Source organism: Mucilaginibacter sp. L3T2-6 (assembly GCF_030519355.1).
Taxonomy (GTDB): Bacteria; Bacteroidota; Bacteroidia; order Sphingobacteriales; family Sphingobacteriaceae; genus Mucilaginibacter.
Window position 1 is genome coordinate 273,248 of record NZ_JAUMKC010000002.1, and the last position, 24,336, is coordinate 297,583.

A 24,336-nucleotide genomic window follows, 5' to 3' on the forward strand; every position below is an offset into this window, starting at 1 on the left:
GTTAATAACTTAATCTACCCAATAAAATATAAGACCCTCGACAAGAGGGTTTTATATTTTACTTTGAAAATTTTTAAAACAAAATAGAATATTTTGCACTTATAGTTTATTAAATGTTTAACTAAAAAAACCGTTTATTCCGATCCCTGGTTATAAAAATGACTGCTGTTAATAACGACCCTTTAGGTTTTATCAATAATAATTCGGGTATACAATCAGGATCACCGGCGGATTTGGTTCAGTTGCTATTGTATGAGATCATACGGGTAAAAGAACTGATTACTTACTACGATTCAATTCCCAATGGCGGCGGCCAATTAGGGTCCTCTATTCTCAATGAGCTTGTTTCTGAAGCTTATAATTCCCTCGTGAACTACGACACCGTGCTCATGCAGAAATATTATGACCTATTGCTGAATTGCGATTAGTGTTGAAGACCAGGGCTTGAAAATCAGGATACTGGTTGCAAAGTATTGTAACGCTTTTAAATAACTTTTCTTTCGTTCCGCAACCTGGTCACGAAAATCGGCGCCTATTAAACATAATACTTATCTTTGAGCATGAATCACCTGATAGCACCATCCATTTTAGCTGCTGATTTTGCCAACTTACAGCGCGACATTGAAATGATCAATGAAAGCGATGGCGACTGGATACATGTCGACATTATGGACGGTATGTTTGTGCCCAATATATCATTCGGCTTCCCTGTTGTGAATGCGGTTAAAAAACATGCCAGGAAGGATTTGGACGTGCACCTGATGATTGTTGACCCCGACCGTTATCTAAAAAACTTTAAAGATGCCGGAGCTGCAAGCATCACCGTACATTATGAGGCCTGCCCGAACCTGCACCGCACGGTTCAGTATATCAAAGAACTGGGCTGCAGGGCTTCAGTTGCGGTTAACCCGCATACGCCGGTGCTGTTGCTTGATGACATAGTAGCCGATTTAGACATGGTGCTCATTATGTCGGTAAATCCCGGTTTTGGCGGTCAAAAGTTTATTCAGAATACTTATAAAAAACTGGGCGATATAAGAACGCTGGCATCAGAGAAGAACCCCGGTTTATACATCGAAGTTGATGGGGGAGTGGATGCTGCTAACGCAGCAAAATTGGTTGAAGCAGGGGCGAATGTATTGGTGGCGGGTAATTCGGTGTTTTCAGCTGCGGACCAAAAGGGGGCTATTACGGGGTTGAAAAGGTTGAGGGGGTGATGTCAACGAATTACGCAGGGCGTTACCCTGCGCTGGGCATATAGAACCCTTTCAGGGTTCTCCGGATTAAAAAAACAAATTCCCCGAAGGGGATAAATATGTCAGCGATGGGCAACGCCCATCGTTAAAACGGGGGGCTATCCAATTACACTAGGCGCATTATACCAATCTAAAGTTTTAAACTTTACGAACAAGGTATTTTTTATAACCGTGATCACAATATAATGGGACAATCGTTAGTTAAAAACTATATTCATATCGTCTTCAGCACAAAAAATCGGGAGCCGTTGATTCTCCCGAAATACGAAGCGGAATTATATAGCTATGTTGCGGGTATCTGTAGTAATTATGAATGTCAGCCAATAAAAATAGGTGGATATTATGACCATGTCCATGTTCTCTGCATGTTATCGAAAAAGGTAGCACTAATGAATTTTGTAAAAGAAATAAAACGCGAATCGTCATTATGGATGAAAACAAAAGATGAGTCGTTAATGCATTTTTATTGGCAGGATGGATATGGAGGATTTTCGGTTTCTCCGAATGATGTTGAGAAAGTATCAACTTATATAACCAATCAACATGAACATCATAGTCGGCACACATTTCAGGATGAGTATCGCAAAATATTAGAAAAATATAGGGTGGAATATGATGAACGGTATGTGTGGGATTGAACTTCGCGCTGCTTGTACTTACACGCAGGGTGTTACCCTGCGCTGGCATATTGAACCCTTTCAGGGTTCTCCGGATCAATAAAAAAATTCCCCGAAGGGGATAAATATGTCAGCGATGGGCAACGCCCATCGTTAAAACGCCGTCAAACCCAATGCCAGCCTTACAATAAACCCGCCCTAAATTTTTAATATTCAAAATTCGGCGCGGCAATTGTAAGCGAATTGTATCATTTTTCAAAAAAAGCAAATATCTTCTGTTATTGTTGTCAAATTAACTAACTTCGGCCCGTCTTACTACCGATTTGTTAATTAATCAATAATTCAACAAAACCAATTTATAAACAAAATGAAAGCATCAAAGGCCAGCGCTAAATTGCAAGACGGCTTTATGACGCACTTCTCCTTCATCGAAAAAATTAAATAAAATGAAACATAATTTTGGCGCCGGACCAGGCATCCTACCACACGAAGTTTTAAAGCAGGCAGCAGCAGCAGTTGTTGATTTTGGCGGAATCGGACTTTCTATTTTAGAAATCTCGCACCGCTCGCCTGAGTTTGAATCGGTGCTTGACGAGGCGGTAAAGCTGGTTAAGGAATTGCTGGGCGTACCCGAAGGATACTCTGTTTTGTTTTTACAGGGCGGCGCAAGCATGGAGTTTGCACTGGTGCCTTTTAACCTGTTGCCAGAAGGCGGTAAAGCTGCCTATCTCGATAGCGGTGTGTGGGCAAGCAAGGCCATAAAAGAAGCGAAGTTTTTTGGCGAGACAGAAGTAGTAGCATCTTCAAAAGATAAAAACTACACTTACATCCCCACAAACTACAAGATACCTGAGGATGCGGCTTATTTTCATATCACCTCGAACAATACTATTTATGGCACACAACTGCAGCATTTCCCAAAATCGCCTGTTCCGTTGGTTTGCGATATGTCGTCTGACATCTTTAGCCGTAAGATCAATGTTGCTGATTTCGGGCTGATCTACGCTGGTGCGCAGAAAAACATGGGTCCTGCCGGTACAACCCTGGTTATCGTAAAAGACGAATTGCTTGGTAAAACAGGCCGTAAAATACCTGCTATGTTTAATTACCAGGTGCAGATTGAAGGCGGCTCAATGTACAACACACCGCCGGTATTCGCCATCTATGTATCAATGCTTACCCTTAACTGGCTGAAGTCAAAAGGTGGTGTTGCTGCTATCGAGCAGGAAAATGTCGCTAAAGCCCGTGTGCTTTATGAGGAAATTGACCGCAATCCGCTCTTTAAGGCTGTTTGTGTACCTGAAGACCGTTCGCACATGAACGTATGCTTTGTAATGGAAAATCCGGACCTTGAAAAGCCTTTCCTTAAACTATGCGACGAAAAAGGCATAGTGGGTATCAAAGGCCACAGAAGCGTAGGCGGTTTCCGCGCATCTATTTATAACGCATTGCCGATTACCAGCGTTTATGTACTGGTTGACGCTATGCAGGAATTTGCAGAGAAAAATAAATAAAACTCGCTGCCCGTAAAGGGGAGTTGAAGAGCGATTCAATAAATTAATTAAGGCTTTCCCTAAAAGCCGAAATGAAATTAAAGCTCCCCCTTTAGGGGGCTGGGGGGCTTCGCTGATATGATCAAAATACTCGCCAACGATGGCATCGACCCGATAGGCAAGAAAATGCTGGAAGATGCCGGTTTTTTTGTAGATACTAATAACATACCGCAGGATGAGCTTCCGGTGAAACTGCAGGAATATGACGCGATTACCGTACGCAGTGCGACTAAAGTTCGTAAGGCTCTAATTGACGCCTGCCCTAATTTAAAACTGATCGGCCGCGGCGGTGTAGGCGTTGATAATATTGACGTCGACTATGCCAGAGAAAAAGGTATTGGCGTTTACAATACGCCCGCTTCATCATCATTGTCAGTAGCCGAGCTGGTGTTTGCCCATTTGTTTACAGGCATCCGCTTTTTGCAGGATAGTAACCGCAAAATGCCGGTTGAAGGCGCTACCAGATTCAACGACTTGAAAAAGGCTTACGCTAAAGGCGTTGAACTGCGTGGACGCACGCTGGGTATAGTAGGTTTTGGTCGCATTGGCCGCGAGGTGGCTAAAATTGCCATCGGGATCGGCATGGACGTAATAGCCTACGATCTTTACCCGTTCAATCCCGAAGTGGATATTGTGCTGGGCGGAGGTATAGCTGTAAAAGCATCGGTTAAAACAGCCACGCTTGAAGAAATCATCACCAACTCCGATTTTATCAGTTTGCATACACCATTTGTAGGCAAGGCCCTTTTCGGTGCAGAAGAACTGGACAAAATGAAAAAAGGAGTTGGGCTTGTAAACTGCTCACGTGGTGGCCTGATTGATGAACTGGCCCTTATAGCAGCATTAGATAGCGGCAAGGTGTCTTTTGCAGCCCTCGACGTATTCGACAATGAGCCGACTCCGCGCGAAGAAATATTAAAACATCCTAAAATCTCGCTAACCCCGCATATTGGCGCCGCAACCGGCGAAGCCCAGGAGCGTATCGGCGTAGAACTGGCAAGTTTAATTATAGCGCACTTTAACAAGGTAAATTAAAGCGGCCGATAGTTAGGAATTACACAAATTTTGGATGGTACAGATCGATGAAATCTGTGCCATTTTTTATTTAAAAAACTTGGTCATTGCGGGCCAGGAACGAGCTCGGCAACCTCGTCGGTATGCTTGCCCGTTATGCGTGTCAACGAGGTTACTTCGTTCCCCGCAATCGCAAAATTGATTAGATAATATATTTCACTCCCTTTTCCGGGGTTTCAACCGCATAGCCTTCAGCTTCTAATGCATCACTCAAAGCCTGCATGCTGCTGCTTTCGCCGTGTACTAAAAATACTTTCTGTAACTTGTTTTTATCTTGCTGCTTAACGGTATCCATCAAATCATCATGATCGCCGTGGGCGCTTAGCACATCGGTTTGTTTGATGGTGGCATAAACAGCCAGGTCGCGGTCTTTTATATGTACAATGGCATCGCCGCGTAACAAACGGTGACCCAGCGTGCCTTTGGCGCAATAGCCTATGAAAAGTATCGTGCAGTAGTAATTTTGAATGTTGTAATAAAGATGGTCCTGTATACGTCCGCCTTCCAGCATACCGGCGGACGAGATAATAATACACGGTTCCCAGTAGTTTGAAACCTGCCGGCTATCTTTTAAAGTTTCTACATATTCAAGATTTTCAAACTCAAACTCATCTCCTTGCTTATTGTAAAAATCCTGCGCCTCCTGGTTTACCAGGTAGTGGTATTTACGGAATACTTCGGTTGAACGCGCTGCAAGCGGACTATCTACAAACACCTTCACCGGTGGCAGCAAGCCATTGCTGAAAATCTTATTAAGCGAATAAACTAATGACTGTGTGCGGCCGATGCTGAATGCAGGTATGATCAGGCGCCCTTGTTCTTTAATACAAGCCTTCTCAATAACCTCAACCAGGGTTTGCTCTACCGTTTTGTCCTTTGTATGTAACCTGCCGCCATAGGTCGACTCCGTTACCAGGTAATCAACTTGTGGTAAATTCTGCGGATCGTCAAGTACCGGGTAACTTTTCCGGCCAATGTCGCCGGTAAAGGCTATGGATTTTTCGGCCCCGTTGTCATTAATTTTGAATACCGCAGCCGCTGCACCCAGTAAATGCCCCACGGGGACAAATGTAAGTTCAATATCGCCGGTTATACGGAAAGGCTTGTTAAAACCGATAGTAACAAACCTGTCCACGGTGTCCATCACATGCTTCTGAAGATATAATGGCTGTGCCCCACTGTTAAACCTCCCCTTGCCACGTTTGCCGCGTTTTTCGGCTTTATGCATAAATATATTTACGGAATCGAGCAGTAGCAGTTCAGTAAGGTCTGCCGTAGGCGATGTGCAAAGTATTTGTCCTTCAAAGCCTAAGCGTACCAGGGTGGGTAAATTACCAGAATGGTCGATATGGGCGTGGGTAAGCACTACCACATCTATATCTTCCGGCTGGAAAGGGAAATTTTCATTAGTGTGAATGCTATGGTCCTTTTCATAATCCAGTCCGCAGTCTATCAGTATTTTAAATTGGCCCGCTTCCAGCAGATGCATACTCCCCGTAACCTGTCGCGCAGCTCCGTAAATTGTTAAGTTCATATTGTTTTAACGTTCATTAGTCACCGGTTCATTAGTTCATTGTATAACAGTGCTAAATGAAGCAGCGATATTGGCATCATACACCAATAAATTAATGAACAAATGGACCATAAAACTATTCCGCAAACTTATTATAATTGTTGTAACATTTTATGTCCATGACAGCCCCAGGCAAAGTTTTTGATGTAGAAATGATGATTTGATAAATTAACCAATCTTTTAGATCATGATAAGCCAGACGACTTATACCGTAAACACCACTAACGGCCCTATTGAGCTCACCATCACCCCGATAAATGCCAGGCTAAGCAATGGCGATTTTTATAAAACGGGCGTGTACCGGCTGGCAAATGGCGTTGTAGGCATGGGCGAAATTGTTTTCAATGAAAACATGGATGAGTGGAATTATGAGGGTATGGACGAACTGACCTGGGAGGAGGCGGCAGAGGTAGCCCGCTTTATAAAAAACTATAAAGACCCGGCTGGCGCCGACCCGGATGAATTGAATGAAGCTGAATAATTGTATTATTTACAATAATTATTCTGTTTGGCTGAAAATTACTGGATTAGTGATTAAATTTATCTGCGGATTTTAGCCAGGGAGTGCAAGAAAACCATTGCAACAGCCGGAATGGCCGGTATTGGTGGTTATTTTTGAGGTATCTCTGCGGTAAACTTCGTCCAATTACTAACCAATCCAATTATGCCGGTAAGAAATCTGTTGCTTTGTTTATTGCTTTTCATTTGTTTAAAAGCTTTCCCTCAAAATAATCATACCGTTTTATTTGATGACGGCTGGCGGTTCTTCCGCGGCGGCGCGCTAAGTGCCGAGAATGCAAGGTATGATGATTCTAAGTGGTGTAAAGTCGATTTACCGCACGACTGGAGCATTGAAGATCTTCCTGGTACAAAATCGCCATTCATGCAAAGCGCCATAAGCCAGGTCGGCGGTGGTTTTACGGTAGGGGGGACGGGTTGGTACCGCAAAACTTTTATTGTACCTGCTTCGCAAAAGGGCAAGCGTACCGTTGTTCAGTTCGATGGGGTATACATGAATGCTACCGTTTTTGTCAACGGGCAAAATATAGGTACTCATCCCTATGGCTATACCAGCTTTTGGTTCGATTTAACGGATAAGCTGAATTACGGCGGTAAAAATATCATAGCGGTAGAAGTGAAGAACGAAGGGCAGAACAGCCGCTGGTATTCCGGCTCAGGCATATACCGCCATGTTTGGCTGAAAGTGCTTGACCCCGTTCATGTGGCGCAGTGGGGAACCTATATTACTACACCCGAAGTTAAAACCTCGGCCGCTAAGGTTGCCATAACTATAAATGTGTTAAATGAAACGGCTGCTGATCAAAAGGTAAAAGTCATCACAAAAATCCTCGACCCTCAAGGAAAAGAAGTGGCTTCGGCTGAAAGCGAGGAATTGATCACAGCCGGCTCGTCCAATCTGTTCAGGAAGTCGGCCGACGTAGCTTCACCGGCGCTTTGGTCGTGTAGTTCGCCATCACTGTACACAGCCTTGACAGATGTGTATATTAATGGAATACAGACAGATGAACAAAAAACTACATTCGGTATCCGCAAAATAACGTTTGATGTGCAGAACGGCTTCCAGCTGAATGGTGAAACCGTAAAGTTAAAAGGTGGCTGTGTGCATAATGATAACGGCCCGCTTGGGTCGCGGACTTATGACAGGGCCGAGGAGCGCCGCGTGGAAATATTAAAGGCCAGTGGTTATAATGCCATAAGGTGTGCCCACAACCCGCCAAGCCCGGCATTCCTTGATGCTTGCGACCGCCTCGGCATGCTTGTAATAGATGAGGCTTTCGATTGCTGGAAATATGGCAAAAACCCGTACGATTACCACTTATATTTTAATGACTGGTGGAAAAGGGATATTGAAAGCATGGTCACCCGTGACCGTAACCACCCGTCGGTCATTATGTGGAGCATTGGTAACGAAGTACCCGAAAAGGCCACGCCGGAAGGAGCAGATGAGGCAGGTCAATTGGCGGCCCAGGTAAAGCAATTTGATGTCACCCGGCCCGTAACTTCAGCTGTGGATGATGTAAAACCAAATAAAGACCCATTTTTTTCAAAACTCGACGTAAGCGGCTATAATTATTCCGTCAGCAATTATGGGCACGATGGGAATATTTATGAAACCGACCATAAACGCGTGCCCGGGAGGATCATGTTCTGCACTGAATCATTTGCTATGGAATCTTTTGGCAGTTGGATGGAAGTTTTGGATCATCCCTACGTTTTAGGGGATTTTGTCTGGACGTCTTTCGATTATATCGGCGAGGCAAGTATAGGATGGCTGGGCTATCCGCAGGGCACAAGCTTTTATCCCTGGAACCTGGCCTATTGCGGTGATATCGACATTTGCGGATGGAAGCGGCCCCAGTCCTATTACCGGGATGCATTATGGAAGACAGATCAGCTTTCGCTATTTGTTACGCCGCCAAAGCCGTCATTCGCCCTAAACGGGTTAACTGCTTCATGGTCTAAATGGAATTGGCATGACGTAGTGGCTGACTGGAACTGGAAAGGCTACGAGAATAAGCCATTTAAGGTAGTGGTATATTCATCCTGCCCCGAAGTTGAATTATTCCTGAATGGCAAATCCTTAGGAAAAAAGGCAACTAACCGCGCAAGTAAATTTATGGCGGTATGGGATGTTCCTTATAAGGCCGGTGAGTTAAAAGCAATAGGCTATGATGGTACTAAAAAAGTAAACAGCAGCATCCTTCATACTGCCGGAGCGCCGGTAAATATCAGGTTGTCAGCAGACAGAACCCAACTCAAAGCCGATAATGAGGATTTAAGCTATGTTGCGGTAGAATTAACAGATGCTAAAGGCAATATAAATCCGCGTGCAGACAATCTAGTTCAGTTTAAACTTACCGGACCAGGGACAATTGTCGGCGTAGGTAATGCCAACCCTCAGAGTATCGAGAGTAATCAAATGCCTCAACGCAAAGCCTGGCATGGAAAATGCCTGGTTATTATCAAAACAGCACATACAGCCGGAAAAATAACCTTAACCGCAACCGCCGCCGGATTAGCGAGTAAAACTTTAACTTTACAAAGCATTTAATACCCCTGAAAAATGGACGAGATAGAAAATTTCTCTGAAAAAATACACGAGCAGAGCAACGAGCATGCCCATCATATGCTTTCGGAAGGTAAAGAGAAATGGGTTCTGTACGTCGCCCTGACTACAGCCGTGTTTGCAGTGCTGGCGGCAATTGCCGGGCTAATGGCCGGCGCCCATGCAGATGAAGCCATGCTGACTCAAATGAAAGCATCTGATCAGTGGGCGTTTTACCAGGCTAAAGGCATTAAATCTGAGATGCTGGTAACATCCAACAAAATACTGGTAGCCATGGGAAAGCAGCCCCTTGCTGAAGATGCAGCGAAAGTAGCCGAAAATAAAACCGAGCAAGCCAAAATAAAAAAAGAAGCTGAAGATTTTCAGAAGGAAAGCGTAGTGCATAGTGACAAACATGCTGTATTAGCCAAATGCGTAACGCTCTTCCAGGTAGCCATAGCCATCGGCGCTATATCCATAATCACCAAGCGCAAAGCACTTTGGCTGGGCAGTATAGGCTTCGCGGCAGTTGGCGCTGTGTTTTTTGTGATGGGCTTGTTATAATTCGTATTAACTTATTAACATTCGGGTATTTTCTGCGCATTGGCCTTTAAATTGATAGGTGTTTTTTATGAAAAGGAAAGTACTTGTAATTGAAGATGAACCGATCATTGCGGAGATGATGAGCATCCTGCTGGAAGTGGATGGTTATAACGTGATAAGTCTTGCGGATACAGCCCTGGCGCGCCAGAAACTGCATGCAAACGAAGTTGACCTGGTGATGCTTGATCTGGGGTTGAAAGGCGAAGACGGCCGGTCGATGTGTGCTTACATAAAAGGCCAGGATGGCCTGAAACACATACCCGTGATACTGGTTTCGGCGAACAGTGAGCTGGAGCAGATAAAAAACGAATGCGGAGCCGACGACCATATCGCCAAGCCCTTTGACCTGGATTATTTCATGCAGAAAGTGCGGATACACTCAGCCGCTTAAATAATCAAGTATGAGTTCAGCATTTATAAAGGAAGGCGAATCGGGCCAGCTGAAAGACGTGGCGCCGAACTTTGGAGCCTTGCTGTTTTTCCTGAGAATGGAAAACGGCGGAACCATCGTCCGCGAACTGAAAAATTACTATAGCGAAAAGCATGGCCGCGATGTGTACGAAATGAGCGACGGCTTAACTTATGCGCTTAATGATGAGGGCCGCTGGGCAATCATTCTTGATTAAGGGTGATACCTAGAACTCATCTGCGGTGCTTCGGCTGTCAATAGCAGGTGAACTATAAAAAATGATATACCCGTCTTCCGTATCTGTCGAAAAGGTCCATTCGGAGGTCTCGTTTTTCCTGGCTCTCAAGAGGTCTTCACAGCCAAAAGTATAATCAATATCCAGCACTACCCTAAAACTTCCGTTGCCTGCTGCAGGTTTAAATTTAATGCGATCTATTTCCATTTTCTTCACTTCAGGTGCACCGTGCGGTCTGAACTCCCGCTCAAGAGCTTGTTTTAACAACTCATACGGCATGCTCCCTGCACTGAATAAACCTTTCAGCAGGCTTTCCATGTCCTCAGGTAAATTGGCTTTTATTTTGAAGGTGTCCATAAGGCGCACAAAATACTACTTTTCAGAAGGATTCAGCGGAGGGTCCTCTGGTGGATTAATATCCGGCGGTAGTTCCTGCGGCTCCGTTTGCGGATTTTCTTGCGGAATATGTGGTTCCTTCGGGTCATCAGGCCGGGTAATTTCCGGCCTTTTATCCGGCAGCGGCATCTCAGGCTTTTCTCCGGGAAAAGTATTATGGTTCTTGCTCATCACATTATAATTTTTTAAGATAACCTTTCAGCCGGAATCTTGTTTCACAAATTTTCGTAAGCAAAATGTTAAAGGTTATTGTTTACTTTTGCCTCACAACCCACACAGATTATTTGCAGGGGTATTAATGCAAAAGATATTATGAGCAATAACGACATCATGAAAAAACTGCGTATAGCTATGCATTTTACAGATGATGATATAATAAAGGTTTTGGCGCTGGTAAACTTCAGGGTTTCAAAAACAGAATTAACAGCCATCTTCCGAAAGGAAGACCACCCCAATTTTAAACCCTGCGGCGACCAAATATTGCGTAATTTTTTAAATGGCTTGATAATCCATATGAGGGGACCGAAAGAGAAGCCTGAAAGTCCTGAGTCTAAAGTCTAAAGCCGTAAATTGGTTCTGATTATTGAATGGATAATCAAGAATTAATTTCTTATCAACTTCGCCCTTCCGCTTTTCAGCAGCTTCTGCTCTTCTTCGCTGAATGGCACTCTGCCGCCGAAATCCTGCACCCAGTAGTCGTTATATTTGGCGACTCCTACTTCTTTAAATTCGGGATTCATCAGATTTTTGCAATGGCCGGGGCTTTTAAACCAGCCTGCCATCACTTCGGCAATACTCATTTGCCCCTGGGCTATATTCTCGCCAACGGCAAAGCTTTTAAAGCCGTTATACCCATAACCGGCAGCTACCATACGCTGGTCAGAAGTGCGTCCATTCCTGCCGGTATGACTGAAGTAGTTGTTTTTTGACATGTCTGCCGCATGGCCCAATGCCGCAATCTCTAGCCGGTCGTTCCAAACCAGCGGTGGGGCAGGCGCCATATGTGCAGTACCGCAATTGCAGCCCTTTTGCCGCACATGATTGATATTTTCCAGGAACTCCCGTTTAAACTCACTTGTACTGCCGGTTTGCTGGGCCACTGTTCTTTTAAATGCCAGCAACAGCATAACAGCAAAAAAGCTTTTTATCAAAATTCTCATACTAATCAGACAACCGTTTGCCTTTGAAGTTTAGTATCAGCAGGACTAATAATATATTATTCTTTATTTCGCCGCCGCATGATAGAACGCCAGTTGGCTCCGCGTCGCTTGTAATAGAAAATTACCGCCAATGCCACCAAAGCGATAACTATTATCAGCACTATAATGTAGCTGTTTTCCTGGCGGAGACGTTTTTGTAGAGCTTCCTGGTATTTGAGGTAAGCACTTTTTTTTTAGCTTGTACGGAATCAGCCTTCTTTTTATAAGCAGAGTCTTTTGCAGCCAGCGCAGCAAGCTGTTTCGCTTCTTCGTTTCGGCGGATCACTCCTTCAACCGAGTCGCGTTTCTTCAGCATCAGCTCTTCTTTGGCGTAATTTTTCTCCCTGCTGTACAACATTGCATAGCTTTTGTACACGTCTGATTGTAATTTCAGATACTTATTTTTAGCGGATATCTGTATAGCCTCATCCAGGTCACCCATGGCAAGTTTAGCGTCGCCCGCTGCGGATTTTATCTTTGCGAGCGTTATTAATGACGCAATTATATTGGGATTGTCGTTTTTAGCCCGTGAGAGCGAATTGGACTGCAGGATAAACCACTTGGCCTGGCTGTATTTTTTTTGGGCGAGGTAAACTTTTGCCAGGTGATCGAAGGTCAAACGCAGCCCTGACGTATCATTATAATGAGAAAACTGGTGCAGAGCCTGCATGGTATAGCTCAATGCGATGCTTTCATGGCTGGCACGGGTTACCCTGTTACTAATGGTATCGTAATCGAGGTAACGGTTCGCGATCTCGGTATATATCTGCCCTTTGAACATTTCGCTTCCTTTATAATTCAGCTGTTTCTTAAGGCTGTCGGTACTCATTAATGCCAGGTGCCGCTGCACGCTGTCTTTATTTTGTTTGTATATCGCGATCCTTGCACTGTCCTGTTTTATCATCATTGCCAGTAGCCGCAGGCTGTCCGCATTCCTGATGCGCAATTTATTGCTGGCATTCTCTGCCAGGTGCGAATCGGCTATACCTAAGCCACCGGTAGTATGCACCAGTTTGGTGATGTTCAGACTGTCCGGATAAGTAACCGCTGTCAGGCTGTAGTCGGCCTGATGGTTTACCGGAAGCGCGGCATCACGAGCGCCTGCAAAATGCGGGGTAGCATCTATGGTCACGTTATTTGCGTTGTGTTTACGAATAGAAAAATCAGCCAGGGTTAAATACTTCAGGTTGGGCTTTACGGTATCTTTTAAAGCATTCACACTTCCGTTGGCCGTCTCTGCGGGCTGGGCAAACCCTGCCAGGGTAATACAAGTTGAAACGAAAATAAGTAGCGTAGTCTTTAATTTCATAAGCGCTTTCGCAGGTAAGGGCTATAAATATAGACTGCACCGCTCAAAAAACGTGCCTTTATCTTTATCTTGAAATTCTGGGGAATATAATTTTCCCGCTGATAAATAATTTATTGCAAAATGAAAATAAAGGTTGGGTTATGGCTTAGCTGAGTTGAATGACGCTAGTCAAGCAGTAACACCGGTTAAGATCCGTTTTTTTAGTGACAGGTAATTAGTACACTTTTTCCGGCATAGTGTATACTGGTCCGGTTATCGTATAATGGCTTCAAATCTGTCGATAAAGTTTTTAAAGCCTTTGGATCGCTTAATCAGCAAATTGAAAAGATTGATACCAATAAATGCGGTTAAAATTCCGGCCAGTACATCCAGCACATAGTGATGACTGGCATAAATGGCCGTGAACCAAATACCCAGCATTACTATTACGAAGAAGATATTCATCCACTTTAGCCGGTTTTTTAACCCATAATATAAAACAACCACCGGGTACGATGAGTGCAACGAGGGCATAGCTGCAAAAACATTTGAGCCTTTGGCGTATATCGATTTAAAAATACCTGCATTGAAAAATGCATCGAAGCGTGCCAGGCCGGCGGTATTGCCCGGGGTTTTCGCGTGAAAGGTAAATCCGTTAAATTGTACATACCATGGCGGCGCCGCCGGATATACGTAATAAACAATAAACCCGAGCAGGTTAATGAGTACGAACGTTAGCGAAAAGTAAAGGAACTGGCGCCTGTTTTTAAAAAAAAGATAAGCGGCAAATGCCAGGGGTACAGGTATCCAGCAAAGGTAAAATATTCCGGCGGCGACATCAATCGCCGTTTTACTATTGGCGCGCCAGTACTCATTCGGTGTTAAAATGCTGCCATTAAAGTGTATACCGAAAATATGTTTCTCGGCATTATAAAGATCTTCAATATGAACTGTGCTGTAATTATAGTTTGGAAAGGCCTTCATGTAATCGAAGATTATCCAGTAAACTATAAAAATCGAAAAGCCTAAAATAAATTTGCGGCTTACCGGCGAAAGGAAAAATGCAGCATTGAAAATACCTGCAAGGACCAACTGGTCGGATTTAAAGCCAACCAGTAAAGCTGACAGGATAAGGTAAAACGCGGTGACTGATAAAACAACAATTACGGACCGTGTATTAATTTGAACACTGTCATTCACAGCATCAGCCATGCTACTTCTTAATAAAATCTGAACGGAATATTTTATCCCACAACGGCGAGCTTACTCCGTAACCTTTGGCCGGATCCTGGTAATGGTGCAGCATGTGGTGTTGTTTTATCTTTTTCCAGATAGCACCCTTAAAGTTAAAGTGATGTATGGCATAGTGCGATATATCATAAAACAGGTATCCTAAAATAAATGCCGGGAAAAAGCCCCATATATAATCCACCGGTAATATGGCCTTAAACAAGAAGTAAAAGCCGGTAGCCAAAGGAATGCTTACCGATGGCGGTAATACCAAACGTTTCGCGTCGCTTGGATAATCGTGGTGTACACCATGAAATATAAAATGTATGCGTTGAGCCCAGGGCTTGTCCGCAGGTTCATAATGGAACACAAAACGATGCATTACGTATTCAGTTAGTGTCCACACGAAAAGCCCTAAAGCAAACAATTCAACAAAAAGTAATACACCTAATCCCGTTTGGGTGTACCTGTACACGCAATAAGCAATTACCGGCACAAAAATATACAGCGGAACGGTAAAATGAACTTTTGAAAGCGCTTCCAGAAGATCGCTTTTGAACATCCTTACAGATTCCGTTGAGTTGGAAACAAATTTCTTTTTCATAACTGCCCAGGGTTTAAAACGGTTAAATTTCTCCGCCTGTTATTCAATGTTGATCTATTAAAGTTATACCAATTTAGCCGGATTTTACTAACCTGTAACCTGATTGATATAATTGTTACGAAGATATGATATTTTAAGCCGATGGGCTATAAATACTTTTTATTTTGACAATCGGCGCATGTTTAGCGGCCTTGTTCTGCCAGGGATTTTTTGGCATCGACAAGCCGTTTAAATGCGGTTATATTAGTGAGTACCGCAAGTATGGCAATCGGTATGGTGAATATCGACATGGTTTCGAAAACATGAAACCTGATACCCGGGATGTACAGCTTATAATCCCCGCCTATGTATGCTGCGGTTACGCCGCAAAGCATGGCGCAAAGACCTATGGTGACCACACGCTCGGGGCGTTGCATCAGGCCGCCTTTACATTCAACACCCAGGCCTTCGGCGCGGGCACGAACGTAGCTCACCATCATTGAACCGATCAACGCGATGAAAGCGAATATAGAGCTTAAAAAATAGTGATGACCAACAAGATAATAGCAAATACCCAGGAACATGATCAATTCACTGTAACGGTCAAGCACAGAATCATATAAGGCGCCAAAAGTAGATTTCATATTACCCAGGCGTGCTACTTGCCCGTCGAGCATATCAAATAAACCCGCAAAAAGTATCAGCCCGCCTGCCCAGCCCACATACGACAGATCGCCGCGGTTGCCTTCTTCGGCGCCGATAATAAATATAATTGCGACGCCCACATTCAGTACAAAACCGATGGATGTTACCGCATTTGGCGTCAATCCCAGTTTTATAAACACCTTTACAACCGGGTCGATAACTTTGTAGATACCCAACTGTAAACTTGTGCGTACCGATGTTTGTTGTGCCATTCTGTTATGCAATATTTTTAAAAGTCAAATTTAACCCTCGCACGTATACCCCATTGCGAAACATCCGGGTGGTCCAGATAAGTAAAACGCTTAACAAGGTCTACCCGTACAAATTTAAATATATTTTCAATCCCCACACTACCCTCTACATAAGGCGTTCTGCCGAGACCATAAGTTATGGGCTCTCCACCGGCAGTTACCGGAAATTGGTAGAGTGATGGATGAAGCGACGGGTTATTTTTATCACTCAGGCCGCCATATATCGCTTTCAATGAAGCAACTTCGCGCCATTTTAGTTTTTTCAATAATGGAATTTTGTTAAAGAAAAAGCCCACGAAGTGCTGGTCGATATTTATACTGGCGTAATGGTCGCCTACAAACTCCAGGAAGTTCATCAGGTTGTATGAATAAATATCGTAGGCATATGTTTGGTTCGCGCGGAATATATCAAGCAGCGGATAGGGCACTTGTCCGAAAGTTTTTCCAGCCTCTACGGTAACATCAGCATAACCTAATATCGACAGATAAAAACGTTTGTCCATTTGTGCGTGCAGGTTCTGGTAGCCGTAATTGCTGCTGCCGAAAACATTTTTCAGGCCGGCAGTATAATCCAGGGTTAATACAGGGTACTTGCTTGGTACAGGGATCCGGTAGATTTTGCCCTGGTAAAACTGCTCGTGTGGCGCATAACGCAGGGTTAGGCCTGCCTCGCTGGTAGTAAGGTCTTTAACTACGTTTGATGTATTGTTGCCAACGGTATTCAGGAAATATAATGAGCCGGCGGGTGCTTGTGTAAGCCGCGTGAATTTAAAGTGATAGGAAAAATGGTTTTCGTATTCATGCACGTAATCAAAATTATAGCTCCTGTCATACAGGTATTTGTCGTTTTCTCCGCGCTTGAATGAAAGCAGGAAGTTATCCTCCTGTACGAATTGCAGGTTAGCCCCGGGAATTTTAGTATCGTACTGCGTGCTTATCCGCACATAGTTTTGCGGGAATTTATAAATCGATTTATTATTGAGTGAATATGTAGCGCTTAAAAAATATTTAAACCGCTCATCTTTAAAGCCGTAAGCGCCATAAGTTTCAAAATAATACCGCTTACTCAACTCCGGCGTGGTACGGCCGCCTACGCGCAGTTTAAACCCTTCCACAGGGTTAAAACTGTAAAATGTATTTGCCGGACCCAGCTCAAATCCTCCGAAACCTTTATAACCGGCCAGCAACAGCGTGGCAATGTCCATTGTACGCCTGAACGATGGCATGTTACGCAGGCTATCAACATTTTTATAAACTTTTGATTCGGCCGTGGTAAGTGTATCTAAACGGTTTTGGGCCCAGAATTCGTCGCTGCGGTGTTTAACTTCGTCGGATTCGCCGTATTCCTGGTGCTGATAAGTTGTATCAGGGTGAGGCACATTTACGGCATAATTGCCGTATGTAATGGTCCTTATACCAAATAAGCCGCCCTTTTTATTTTTGGTCAAGCCGAAGTCGGCCACGGTAGTGCTCTTGCTCAGGTGAAAACGGCCATCAGGATTTTGCTCAAATTCCTGATTAACCCGCATCCCATTAACAAAGTTAAGGTTAATATGCTTGTTAATGTTAAGCTCTACCTTTTCAACTGCGTAATTGCCGTCAAGCGTTATGTATAACTTACCCACAAAAAGCATATCGGCAGTATTGCGCGGTGTAAAGCTCAGCTCCACCAGCTTCGTGTTTTTATAAGCTACTGTATCGGTAATGAAGAATTTATAGAAAGTAGGCGACGACCCTGCTATCGGGCTTAAAAAGTTATTGGTCATCAGGAAGATGGTATTGTCATAAATATCCACCTTGTAATACATGTGTTTAAAATACGCGCCAAGGCCCTCACTGTCAACAGAACCGCCAAAGTTTACCGTCTTTTCGCCCAATACAATTGTTTTCTCTTTTTCAGGGTTTCTGCGATAGTAATATTGGCTGAGTTTTTCGTTTAAAAATATCGGGAGCAGGTTTTTTCCGGGAACGCTTGTGGTATCACGGTTATTGATTACAAACGCATATTTGCGGAAGAACTTTTTATCCGCCAGCGTAGGGGAGACGTTAGCCAGCGAAAACTGCATTTTGTCATATTCTTTATATTCAACATAGTCGTATGCAGTAGGGCGGTTTTTTTCCTTATTCTCAATAACCTTGCGGATAAGTTCTACAGCAGGATTGTCCTTATTACGGTATTTGGGCTTCTTCCCGGACTTAACCGTAACCTCGCTCAGCTCATTGGCGGCAGGTATCAGTCTTATGTTTACAGTTTGCGAAACCCCTTGCTTAACATTATAGAATGCATCTTTGTAGCCTAGAAACGAAACCTTGATTTGCTTAACAGGGCGGTCGGTGCTGATGGTATAGCGGCCGTCGTTATTGGTGGGGCCGCCTACAGATGTACCGTTAAATTTAACCGATACGAATGGCAGGGGCTCATTGGTTTTCCCATCGGTAACCAGGCCGGTAACAACCGTTGTCTGCGCCAGCAGTGCAGAAGTCAGGAAAATGAAGAAGCCTGATAAAAATAGCTTCTTATATAAATGTCTGTAGTCCATTTAATTTTTGTGCCTCAGCAAATGCAGGATTTATCCGATGTACGTAATTAATCCTGAAAACATTTGCAGTTGATGTCAACTTTTTATTTGTTAATCGCCCGGCAATACACGCTGCAAAAAACGCTGTCCAATTTATCACCCAACGCTTTATTAAAAACGCCATGGGCGGTTATCGGTATAGCCCGCAGGTACTCCGCTTTTTATTTCCCTCTTCGCGGCGACCGTAGAGGGTCTCTAAATTGAGTGCCAAAGGTAAAAAAAAACCGTACAGACTATTGTGGTCAAAAAGTCAAATATAAATTGCGATCAGGGCACAATTGTAAACTTTACATTGCTGTTGTTTTTGAACAGAATTGCCGCCGTTTTGTTAAAACAATTTAAACCATACAACGGCATACAACAGGATGTTAGTATAAATACCGGATAGTACATCATCCATCATAATTCCCCATCCGGCAGGAAAGTTTTCCATTTTGCGGATGTAAAATGGTTTAACAATATCAAAAAAACGAAAAAGGATAAGGCCTGTAATAAGGTATTTAAGCTCGACAGGGATAAAAAGCAACCCTACGCAGATCCCGGCAACTTCATCAATAACTACGCGGCTGGGATCTTTCCCCCAAATCTTTTCAACAACGGTGGATGACCATACACCAGTCAATGTTACGACAATAGTAACGGTCAGCGATAATAACAGTGGTGGTGGCGTCGAACCAGCCCATGCCAGGTACCAGCAAATACAGCAAAATATCGCAGCTAGTGTACCTCCGCCTTTAATATAACCTAAGCCAAAAGTTGAGGTAAATATTTTGTGGAAGAGGAGCATCTTTAGTTTTTGTAAAGGTTGTAGCGATTAAAAATGGTAATATTAGCTTAAATATCTGTTAAAGAAAAAGGTTGTAAATGTGAAACTGCATCAACATTTACAACCTTTTAACATTTACAACTAAAGGCTACAGCGCATCTACCAGCTCTTGGTAGTAATCCAGTCCAAGGTGGGTGATCAAGTCTTCGCCCATCATGTGGCGCAGGGTGTTCTGCAGTTTAATTAATTGTTTGAAAATATCATTTTCAGGCGGCAAACCTTCAGCAGTTTGAGGCGATTTCAAATAGAATGATAACCATTCCTGTATACCGCTCATACCTGCGCGTTTTGCAAGATCACTGAAAATAGCCAGGTCAAGTGCGATAGGCGCAGCAAGGATCGAGTCGCGGCAAAGGAAGTTGATCTTGATCTGCATTTTATAGCCTAACCATCCGAATATATCGATGTTATCCCAGCTTTCTTTGTTGTCGCCATGCGGAGGATAATATTCGATACGTATTTTGTGGTACAAATTTCCGTACAGTTCGGGGTTTTGCTCCGGTTTGAAGATGTCTTCCAGTACGCCAAGCTTTGAAACTTCCTTGGTTTTAAAGTTATCAGGGTCATCGAGAACCAAACCGTCACGGTTGCCTAAAATATTGCCGGAGTACCAACCGCTAACGCCTAACGAACGTGCAGCCAGGCCAGGGGCCAGAATGGTTTTCATCAAGGTTTGACCGGTTTTAAAGTCTTTACCTGCAATTGGGGTTTCAGTAAGCTTAGCCAATTCGATCATGGCGGGAATATCAACAGTTAAGTTAGGCGCACCGTTAGCGAATGGAATGCCTAATTTAAGAGCAGCATAGGCGTAGATCATACTTGGCGAAATTCGGGTGTCATCAGCTTCCAAAGCAGCTTCAAACTGGGCAAGGCTCTGGTGAATTTCTGATGGTTCGTAGTAGATCTCAGTCGAACCGCACCAAATCAGTACAATACGGTCGCAGCCATTTTTTTCTTTAAAATTTTTGATATCATTCATCACCTCCTGGGCCCAGTCAGAACGGGTACCTGTCTTAATGTGCGTACCATCGAGGTTTTTAGCGTATTGTTTGTCGAACGCAGCTTTCATCGGCACAACCGATTCCAGCTCAGCCCGTACTGAATTTAAGAGTGCCGGTTCAAGCACTTTTGCGTGCATGGCTGCTTCGTAAACGTTATCTGAATAAACATCCCATCCGCCAAATACTATATCTTCAAGCTTAGCCAAAGGAACAAAATCCTTAACCTTGGGGTAACGGTTTTCAGTTCTTTTTCCTAAACGTATGCTTCCCATTTGGGTTAATGATCCAATTGGCTGCGATAACCCTTTTTTTACAGCTTCAACCCCGGCGATCATGGTGGTGGCAACAGCGCCAAGGCCCGGAATCAAAATACCTAATTTACCGTTAGCCGGTGTGATATTAGTTTTCATATTTAATTGTTATAGTGTACTCTAGTTTTATAGCCAGTTGTTGGCTTTATACCATTTTATTGTTTCAGTAACTCCTGCCTTCAAATCGTAGGCCGGAGAAAAACCAAGATCGGCTTTTGCAGGGGTAATATCGCAGTTCCAATTTACAGCCATCAGCTCGTTCAATTTTTCCACGTTCAGTACGGCCGCTTTATTGTTCAAAGAACTTATTTTTTCTGCTATCCGTGCTATAAATTTTACAAAGTTTACAGGCAAATGAAATTTAGCTGTATTTAATTTCAGCGCTTCCCTCGCAAAATCTCCCAATGCGTAGCGGCTGTAAAAGTTGCCATCGCTCAGGTTATAAGTTTTTTGCCTGCCGGCATACAATGCTTTTATGGCTACCTTTGCCAGGTCGGTTACATAAATCAAGCTTAATTTTTGCTCAATATGCCCTATATAAGGCTCAATGCGGTTGCTTACCTGCTTAAAAAATATGAATATATCCCGGTCGCGCGGGCCGTACACGCCTGTAGGGCGTAATATTGTATAGTTTAAAGCGGTAAGGCTTTTTAATTTCTCTTCGGCAAGTAATTTACTTTTGCCGTATGCTGTAACCGGGTTAGGGGTAGTGTCGCCGGTTATTATTCCATCAAGGGTATTTAAAGGACCCATTGCTGCAAGGCTGCCGATCAATACAAATTTTTTAAGTCCGATATTGCTTTCCAGCGCGGCCAAAGCCAGATTGTACGAGTTCCCGGCATTCACCTGGTTATATTCCTTTGCCGACCTCGCCCGGGTAATACCTGCCGCGTGGATAATATAATCGTACTTGTTTTCAATCATATTATCTTTCAGCGCCTGCAGGTTGCCGAAGTCCGGGTAGGTATATTTTATATCAAAATCCTTTAAGTGGTCAATTTTGCTGCTTTTCCGTATGGCTGCAAATACTTCCAGATCGTTAGCTAATGCCTCTTTTATCAGGTGGTATCCAACAAAACCACTTGCACCGGTTATTAAAACCCGCTCCTTCATATATCCTTTTCGTAAAGGCGGTAAGTCTTGTATGGGTCGCCTTTAATGGCTTTAATAGCCTCGTTTATCATAACATTGTTTTCCAGTGTCCAGCCGGCTTCGGCGTGCGCAAGGCCCCTGCGTTTATACTCGCGGATGATGGAGCCATATATACAGGCTTCGATCCCCATTTTACGATAACCCTCTACTACGCCAAGTGCATAGATGCGGATGCTCCTGATCTTCTTTTTGCCAAACAGCAGCTTAAAGATACCGGTTGGCAGTAAGCGGCCCCGTTTTATAGTCTTAAATATTTCATTGTAATTTGGCAGCGCCAGGCCGAAACCTACAACTTTATTATTTTGTTCAGCAACATAAACGAAATCTTCATCCAGGATCATTTTCAAATCTTTAGCCAGGTAATCAAATTCCTCGTTGGTGAAGGGTACAAATCCGCTGTTCTGATCCCAGGCCGAGTTGTAAACTTCGCGCACCTTTTCAACCTCGCTTTTAAAGTTTTTAATATTCACCTTACGGATAATGATGTTGCTCCGCTTCAACCTTTCCTGCAAGGCATCCAGCAATCTCACCGATTTGTCGTCGTATGCATCTCCGTCCCAGTGCCAGGCAATCAAATCCATCTGCTTACCGTAGCCCGCCTTTTCAATCAGTTGGGCATAATACGGATAGTTATAGGTCATCATCAGCATTGGCGGGCTGTCAAAACCACGTATCAGTAATCCGCAAGCTTCATTTGTCGAGAAATTTACAGGGCCGATAATTTTTTGGTCAACACCTTTATCTTTCAGCCATTGCGTGGCGGCAGCAAAAAGCGAGTCCGCTGTTTCCTGGTCGTTTATGCAATCAAAAAAACCGAAAAAGCCGTCATTCCTTTTATTGTATTCGTTGTGGGCGTTATTCAGTATGGCAGCAATGCGGCCGATAACCTTATCGCCGTCATAAGCCAGAAAGCATTGTAACTGGTTATGTTTATGGAAGGGGTGTTTTGTCAGCAGGTCGCGCTGCGCAATAAACAGTTCCGGAACATAGTTTGGGTCATCCTTATAAAGGTCGTGCGGAAAGTCGATAAATGCCCCGAGTTCTTTTTTAGAATTAACCTGTACTATCTTCATTGGTGTTTTGTAGTAATGTATCTCCCTTAAAACGGAATAAGCATCGCAGATAACTCAATACTTGCGATGCTTTTATTATTTGCGGCCTTGCCTTATATCTTTTCTTTAACAGTAGTAACGCCTACTTCCTTAAATGCTTTGGCGATCTTTTCAACCGCTTCTTCAATCTGGGCGAAGGTATGTGTCGCCATCAACGAAAAACGCAACAAAGAAGAATCCGAGGGCACTGCAGGCGAAACAACCGGGTTTACAAATATACCGGCGTCCTGCAGGTGGCGGGTTACCTGGAAAGTTTTCAGGTTATCCCTTACATAAATTGGCAGGATCGGGCTTTCTGTAGGGCCAAGATCAAAACCTTCTTCTACCAACAGCTTCATTGCATAATTGGTATTATCCCACAGTTTAGCAATTCTTTCCGGCTCTGATTCAATAATATCCAGCGCAGCTATTACGCTTGCTACTGAAGCGGGTGGCATACTTGCGCTGAAAACCAGCGAACGGGCTCGGTGCTTAAGGTAGTCGATGGTGTCGGCATCGCTTGCAATAAAACCGCCAAGTGATGCCAGCGATTTACTGAAGGTGCCCATGATCAGGTCGACAGAATCAGTCAGATCAAAGTGTGATGCTGTTCCTGCGCCTTTTTTACCGATAACACCCAGGCTATGGGCATCGTCCACCATAATATTAGCTCCAAACTTGTCTGCTACTTTTACTATTTCAGGAAGCTTTGCTATATCGCCCTCCATGCTGAATATACCGTCAACTACAATTAATTTAACGGCTTCTTCAGGCAAGATGCTGAGCTTGCGCTGCAGGTCATCCATGTCGTTGTGCGAATATTTGATAACCTTCGAGAACGAAAGCCTGCTTCCATCAATTAACGAAGCATGGTCATATTCATCGAGTATTAAGTAATCATTACGGCCGGTAATACTGGAGAGCACCCCCAGGTTAACCTGGAAACCGGTGCTGAACAAAAGGGCTGCTTCTTTTTCAACGTAACGGGCAAGCCTCTGCTCCAGTTCGATGTGTATATCAAGCGTTCCGTTTAAGAATCTGGAACCGGCACATCCTGTTCCATATTTGTCAATCGCTTTTTTTGATGCTTCCTTTATCTTAGGGTGACTGGTTAGCCCTAAATATGAGTTGGAGCCGAACATTAATACACGCTTGTTATCGATATATACTTCAGTGTCTTGCCCAGACTCGATAGGCCTGAAGTACGGATATAAGCCCAATCTCCTGATGTCATTGGCATCCTGAAACTGTGCAATCTTCTCATGTAGTCTTTTAACCATGTATTAACGCTGCTTAAATTTTTTGTAAAAATACCATGAATTAGGTTATATCTCGAA

Annotated in this window: 25 protein-coding genes; 11 read left to right on the plus strand and 14 right to left on the minus strand. The window is 43.8% G+C overall.

The window, feature by feature from the left end:
- The first annotated feature begins 158 nt into the window (after positions 1–158).
- From Q3W13_RS03580 to Q3W13_RS03600, 5 genes are all read left to right on the plus strand, one after another.
- Positions 159–428 carry a hypothetical protein gene (locus Q3W13_RS03580; protein ID WP_302861389.1) on the plus strand — a complete coding sequence of 90 codons (270 nt, stop codon included), beginning with the start codon at positions 159–161 and terminating at the stop codon, positions 426–428.
- Between the two features lie 132 nt (positions 429–560).
- Entirely contained in the window at positions 561–1,217 is a 657-nt protein-coding gene (gene rpe / locus Q3W13_RS03585) for a ribulose-phosphate 3-epimerase (protein ID WP_302861391.1), read from the plus strand.
- A gap of 224 nt (positions 1,218–1,441) precedes the next feature.
- A complete protein-coding gene (tnpA, locus tag Q3W13_RS03590) occupies positions 1,442–1,894 on the plus strand; it encodes an IS200/IS605 family transposase (RefSeq protein WP_302861393.1) in 453 nt (150 codons plus the stop codon).
- A gap of 425 nt (positions 1,895–2,319) precedes the next feature.
- Positions 2,320–3,387, plus strand: a complete 1,068-nt coding sequence (gene serC / locus Q3W13_RS03595) for a 3-phosphoserine/phosphohydroxythreonine transaminase (protein WP_302861394.1) — start codon at positions 2,320–2,322, stop codon at positions 3,385–3,387.
- 117 nt (positions 3,388–3,504) lie between these two features.
- Positions 3,505–4,461, plus strand: a complete 957-nt coding sequence (locus Q3W13_RS03600; RefSeq protein WP_302861395.1) for a D-2-hydroxyacid dehydrogenase — start codon at positions 3,505–3,507, stop codon at positions 4,459–4,461.
- Between the two features lie 181 nt (positions 4,462–4,642).
- On the opposite strand, the gene Q3W13_RS03605 is transcribed toward Q3W13_RS03600, so the two are convergent.
- On the minus strand, positions 4,643–6,034 hold the full coding sequence (locus Q3W13_RS03605; RefSeq protein WP_302861396.1) for an MBL fold metallo-hydrolase: 1,392 nt from the start codon (positions 6,032–6,034) through the stop codon (positions 4,643–4,645).
- Between the two features lie 226 nt (positions 6,035–6,260).
- Between Q3W13_RS03605 and Q3W13_RS03610 the strand changes: the two genes are divergently transcribed.
- The 5 genes from Q3W13_RS03610 to Q3W13_RS03630 all read left to right on the plus strand — a co-directional run bounded on the left by Q3W13_RS03610 (position 6,261) and on the right by Q3W13_RS03630 (position 10,369).
- Positions 6,261–6,554, plus strand: coding sequence for a hypothetical protein (locus tag Q3W13_RS03610; protein ID WP_302861397.1), 294 nt, complete (start codon positions 6,261–6,263; stop codon positions 6,552–6,554).
- 183 nt (positions 6,555–6,737) lie between these two features.
- On the plus strand, positions 6,738–9,146 hold the full coding sequence (locus Q3W13_RS03615) for a glycoside hydrolase family 2 TIM barrel-domain containing protein (RefSeq protein WP_302861399.1): 2,409 nt from the start codon (positions 6,738–6,740) through the stop codon (positions 9,144–9,146).
- Positions 9,147–9,158: 12 nt separating this feature from the next.
- Entirely contained in the window at positions 9,159–9,704 is a 546-nt protein-coding gene (locus tag Q3W13_RS03620; protein ID WP_302861400.1) for a DUF4337 domain-containing protein, read from the plus strand.
- A 67-nt stretch (positions 9,705–9,771) separates the two neighbouring features.
- Positions 9,772–10,134, plus strand: a complete 363-nt coding sequence (locus tag Q3W13_RS03625; protein WP_302861401.1) for a response regulator transcription factor — start codon at positions 9,772–9,774, stop codon at positions 10,132–10,134.
- Positions 10,135–10,144: 10 nt separating this feature from the next.
- On the plus strand, positions 10,145–10,369 hold the full coding sequence (locus Q3W13_RS03630; protein WP_302861403.1) for a hypothetical protein: 225 nt from the start codon (positions 10,145–10,147) through the stop codon (positions 10,367–10,369).
- A gap of 9 nt (positions 10,370–10,378) precedes the next feature.
- Here the strand turns inward: Q3W13_RS03630 and Q3W13_RS03635 are convergent, their stop codons facing one another.
- Both Q3W13_RS03635 and Q3W13_RS03640 read right to left on the minus strand, forming a co-directional pair.
- On the minus strand, positions 10,379–10,744 hold the full coding sequence (locus Q3W13_RS03635) for a hypothetical protein (RefSeq protein ID WP_302861405.1): 366 nt from the start codon (positions 10,742–10,744) through the stop codon (positions 10,379–10,381).
- Positions 10,745–10,759: 15 nt separating this feature from the next.
- A complete protein-coding gene (locus Q3W13_RS03640; protein WP_302861407.1) occupies positions 10,760–10,954 on the minus strand; it encodes a hypothetical protein in 195 nt (64 codons plus the stop codon).
- Positions 10,955–11,113: 159 nt separating this feature from the next.
- Here Q3W13_RS03640 and Q3W13_RS03645 point away from each other — a divergent pair, with 159 nt between their 5' ends.
- Positions 11,114–11,344, plus strand: coding sequence for a DUF1456 family protein (locus Q3W13_RS03645; protein ID WP_302861409.1), 231 nt, complete (start codon positions 11,114–11,116; stop codon positions 11,342–11,344).
- Between the two features lie 41 nt (positions 11,345–11,385).
- Here the strand turns inward: Q3W13_RS03645 and Q3W13_RS03650 are convergent, their stop codons facing one another.
- The 11 genes from Q3W13_RS03650 to Q3W13_RS03700 all read right to left on the minus strand — a co-directional run bounded on the left by Q3W13_RS03650 (position 11,386) and on the right by Q3W13_RS03700 (position 24,279).
- Positions 11,386–11,943 carry a CAP domain-containing protein gene (locus Q3W13_RS03650; RefSeq protein WP_302861410.1) on the minus strand — a complete coding sequence of 186 codons (558 nt, stop codon included), beginning with the start codon at positions 11,941–11,943 and terminating at the stop codon, positions 11,386–11,388.
- A 160-nt stretch (positions 11,944–12,103) separates the two neighbouring features.
- Positions 12,104–13,291 (minus strand): hypothetical protein, encoded by a 1,188-nt coding sequence (locus Q3W13_RS03655; RefSeq protein ID WP_302861411.1) that lies wholly within the window; start codon positions 13,289–13,291, stop codon positions 12,104–12,106.
- A gap of 252 nt (positions 13,292–13,543) precedes the next feature.
- The gene (locus Q3W13_RS03660) at positions 13,544–14,482 is read right to left on the minus strand and encodes a phosphatase PAP2 family protein (RefSeq protein WP_302861413.1); all 939 of its coding nucleotides are present in this window, start codon (positions 14,480–14,482) and stop codon (positions 13,544–13,546) included.
- Position 14,483: 1 nt separating this feature from the next.
- A complete protein-coding gene (locus Q3W13_RS03665) occupies positions 14,484–15,104 on the minus strand; it encodes a sterol desaturase family protein (RefSeq protein WP_302861415.1) in 621 nt (206 codons plus the stop codon).
- Between the two features lie 182 nt (positions 15,105–15,286).
- Positions 15,287–16,000, minus strand: a complete 714-nt coding sequence (locus Q3W13_RS03670) for a CDP-alcohol phosphatidyltransferase family protein (protein ID WP_302861416.1) — start codon at positions 15,998–16,000, stop codon at positions 15,287–15,289.
- Between the two features lie 17 nt (positions 16,001–16,017).
- Positions 16,018–18,579, minus strand: coding sequence for a DUF5686 and carboxypeptidase-like regulatory domain-containing protein (locus tag Q3W13_RS03675; protein WP_302861418.1), 2,562 nt, complete (start codon positions 18,577–18,579; stop codon positions 16,018–16,020).
- 367 nt (positions 18,580–18,946) lie between these two features.
- Positions 18,947–19,405: a phosphatidylglycerophosphatase A gene (locus Q3W13_RS03680; RefSeq protein WP_302861419.1), complete on the minus strand. Its 459-nt coding sequence runs from the start codon at positions 19,403–19,405 to the stop codon at positions 18,947–18,949.
- Positions 19,406–19,532: 127 nt separating this feature from the next.
- Positions 19,533–20,855 (minus strand): inositol-3-phosphate synthase, encoded by a 1,323-nt coding sequence (locus Q3W13_RS03685; protein ID WP_302861421.1) that lies wholly within the window; start codon positions 20,853–20,855, stop codon positions 19,533–19,535.
- Positions 20,856–20,882: 27 nt separating this feature from the next.
- Positions 20,883–21,869, minus strand: a complete 987-nt coding sequence (locus tag Q3W13_RS03690) for an NAD(P)-dependent oxidoreductase (protein ID WP_302861423.1) — start codon at positions 21,867–21,869, stop codon at positions 20,883–20,885.
- Positions 21,866–22,981, minus strand: a complete 1,116-nt coding sequence (locus tag Q3W13_RS03695) for a hypothetical protein (protein ID WP_302861424.1) — start codon at positions 22,979–22,981, stop codon at positions 21,866–21,868. The genes Q3W13_RS03690 and Q3W13_RS03695 overlap by 4 nt, the downstream gene beginning before the upstream one ends.
- Before the next feature lie 92 nt (positions 22,982–23,073).
- Positions 23,074–24,279: a pyridoxal phosphate-dependent aminotransferase family protein gene (locus Q3W13_RS03700; protein ID WP_302861426.1), complete on the minus strand. Its 1,206-nt coding sequence runs from the start codon at positions 24,277–24,279 to the stop codon at positions 23,074–23,076.
- Between the last annotated feature and the right edge of the window lie 57 nt (positions 24,280–24,336).

Bases quoted from the DNA above. Each gene is read 5' to 3' on its own strand.
- Q3W13_RS03600 (WP_302861395.1), top strand. From the start codon at position 3,505: ATGATCAAAATACTCGCCAACGATGGCATCGACCCGATAGGCAAGAAA.
- Q3W13_RS03685 (WP_302861421.1), bottom strand. From the start codon at position 20,855: ATGAAAACTAATATCACACCGGCTAACGGTAAATTAGGTATTTTGATT.
- Q3W13_RS03690 (WP_302861423.1), bottom strand. From the start codon at position 21,869: ATGAAGGAGCGGGTTTTAATAACCGGTGCAAGTGGTTTTGTTGGATAC.
- Q3W13_RS03695 (WP_302861424.1), bottom strand. From the start codon at position 22,981: ATGAAGATAGTACAGGTTAATTCTAAAAAAGAACTCGGGGCATTTATC.
- Q3W13_RS03650 (WP_302861410.1), bottom strand. From the start codon at position 11,943: ATGAGAATTTTGATAAAAAGCTTTTTTGCTGTTATGCTGTTGCTGGCA.
- Q3W13_RS03625 (WP_302861401.1), top strand. From the start codon at position 9,772: ATGAAAAGGAAAGTACTTGTAATTGAAGATGAACCGATCATTGCGGAG.
- Q3W13_RS03610 (WP_302861397.1), top strand. From the start codon at position 6,261: ATGATAAGCCAGACGACTTATACCGTAAACACCACTAACGGCCCTATT.
- Q3W13_RS03630 (WP_302861403.1), top strand. From the start codon at position 10,145: ATGAGTTCAGCATTTATAAAGGAAGGCGAATCGGGCCAGCTGAAAGAC.
- Q3W13_RS03580 (WP_302861389.1), top strand. From the start codon at position 159: ATGACTGCTGTTAATAACGACCCTTTAGGTTTTATCAATAATAATTCG.
- Q3W13_RS03660 (WP_302861413.1), bottom strand. From the start codon at position 14,482: ATGGCTGATGCTGTGAATGACAGTGTTCAAATTAATACACGGTCCGTA.
- Q3W13_RS03680 (WP_302861419.1), bottom strand. From the start codon at position 19,405: ATGCTCCTCTTCCACAAAATATTTACCTCAACTTTTGGCTTAGGTTAT.
- Q3W13_RS03655 (WP_302861411.1), bottom strand. From the start codon at position 13,291: ATGAAATTAAAGACTACGCTACTTATTTTCGTTTCAACTTGTATTACC.
- Q3W13_RS03615 (WP_302861399.1), top strand. From the start codon at position 6,738: ATGCCGGTAAGAAATCTGTTGCTTTGTTTATTGCTTTTCATTTGTTTA.
- Q3W13_RS03665 (WP_302861415.1), bottom strand. From the start codon at position 15,104: ATGAAAAAGAAATTTGTTTCCAACTCAACGGAATCTGTAAGGATGTTC.
- Q3W13_RS03675 (WP_302861418.1), bottom strand. From the start codon at position 18,579: ATGGACTACAGACATTTATATAAGAAGCTATTTTTATCAGGCTTCTTC.
- Q3W13_RS03700 (WP_302861426.1), bottom strand. From the start codon at position 24,279: ATGGTTAAAAGACTACATGAGAAGATTGCACAGTTTCAGGATGCCAAT.
- rpe (WP_302861391.1), top strand. From the start codon at position 561: ATGAATCACCTGATAGCACCATCCATTTTAGCTGCTGATTTTGCCAAC.
- tnpA (WP_302861393.1), top strand. From the start codon at position 1,442: ATGGGACAATCGTTAGTTAAAAACTATATTCATATCGTCTTCAGCACA.
- Q3W13_RS03670 (WP_302861416.1), bottom strand. From the start codon at position 16,000: ATGGCACAACAAACATCGGTACGCACAAGTTTACAGTTGGGTATCTAC.
- Q3W13_RS03640 (WP_302861407.1), bottom strand. From the start codon at position 10,954: ATGAGCAAGAACCATAATACTTTTCCCGGAGAAAAGCCTGAGATGCCG.
- Q3W13_RS03635 (WP_302861405.1), bottom strand. From the start codon at position 10,744: ATGGACACCTTCAAAATAAAAGCCAATTTACCTGAGGACATGGAAAGC.
- Q3W13_RS03620 (WP_302861400.1), top strand. From the start codon at position 9,159: ATGGACGAGATAGAAAATTTCTCTGAAAAAATACACGAGCAGAGCAAC.
- Q3W13_RS03645 (WP_302861409.1), top strand. From the start codon at position 11,114: ATGAAAAAACTGCGTATAGCTATGCATTTTACAGATGATGATATAATA.
- Q3W13_RS03605 (WP_302861396.1), bottom strand. From the start codon at position 6,034: ATGAACTTAACAATTTACGGAGCTGCGCGACAGGTTACGGGGAGTATG.
- serC (WP_302861394.1), top strand. From the start codon at position 2,320: ATGAAACATAATTTTGGCGCCGGACCAGGCATCCTACCACACGAAGTT.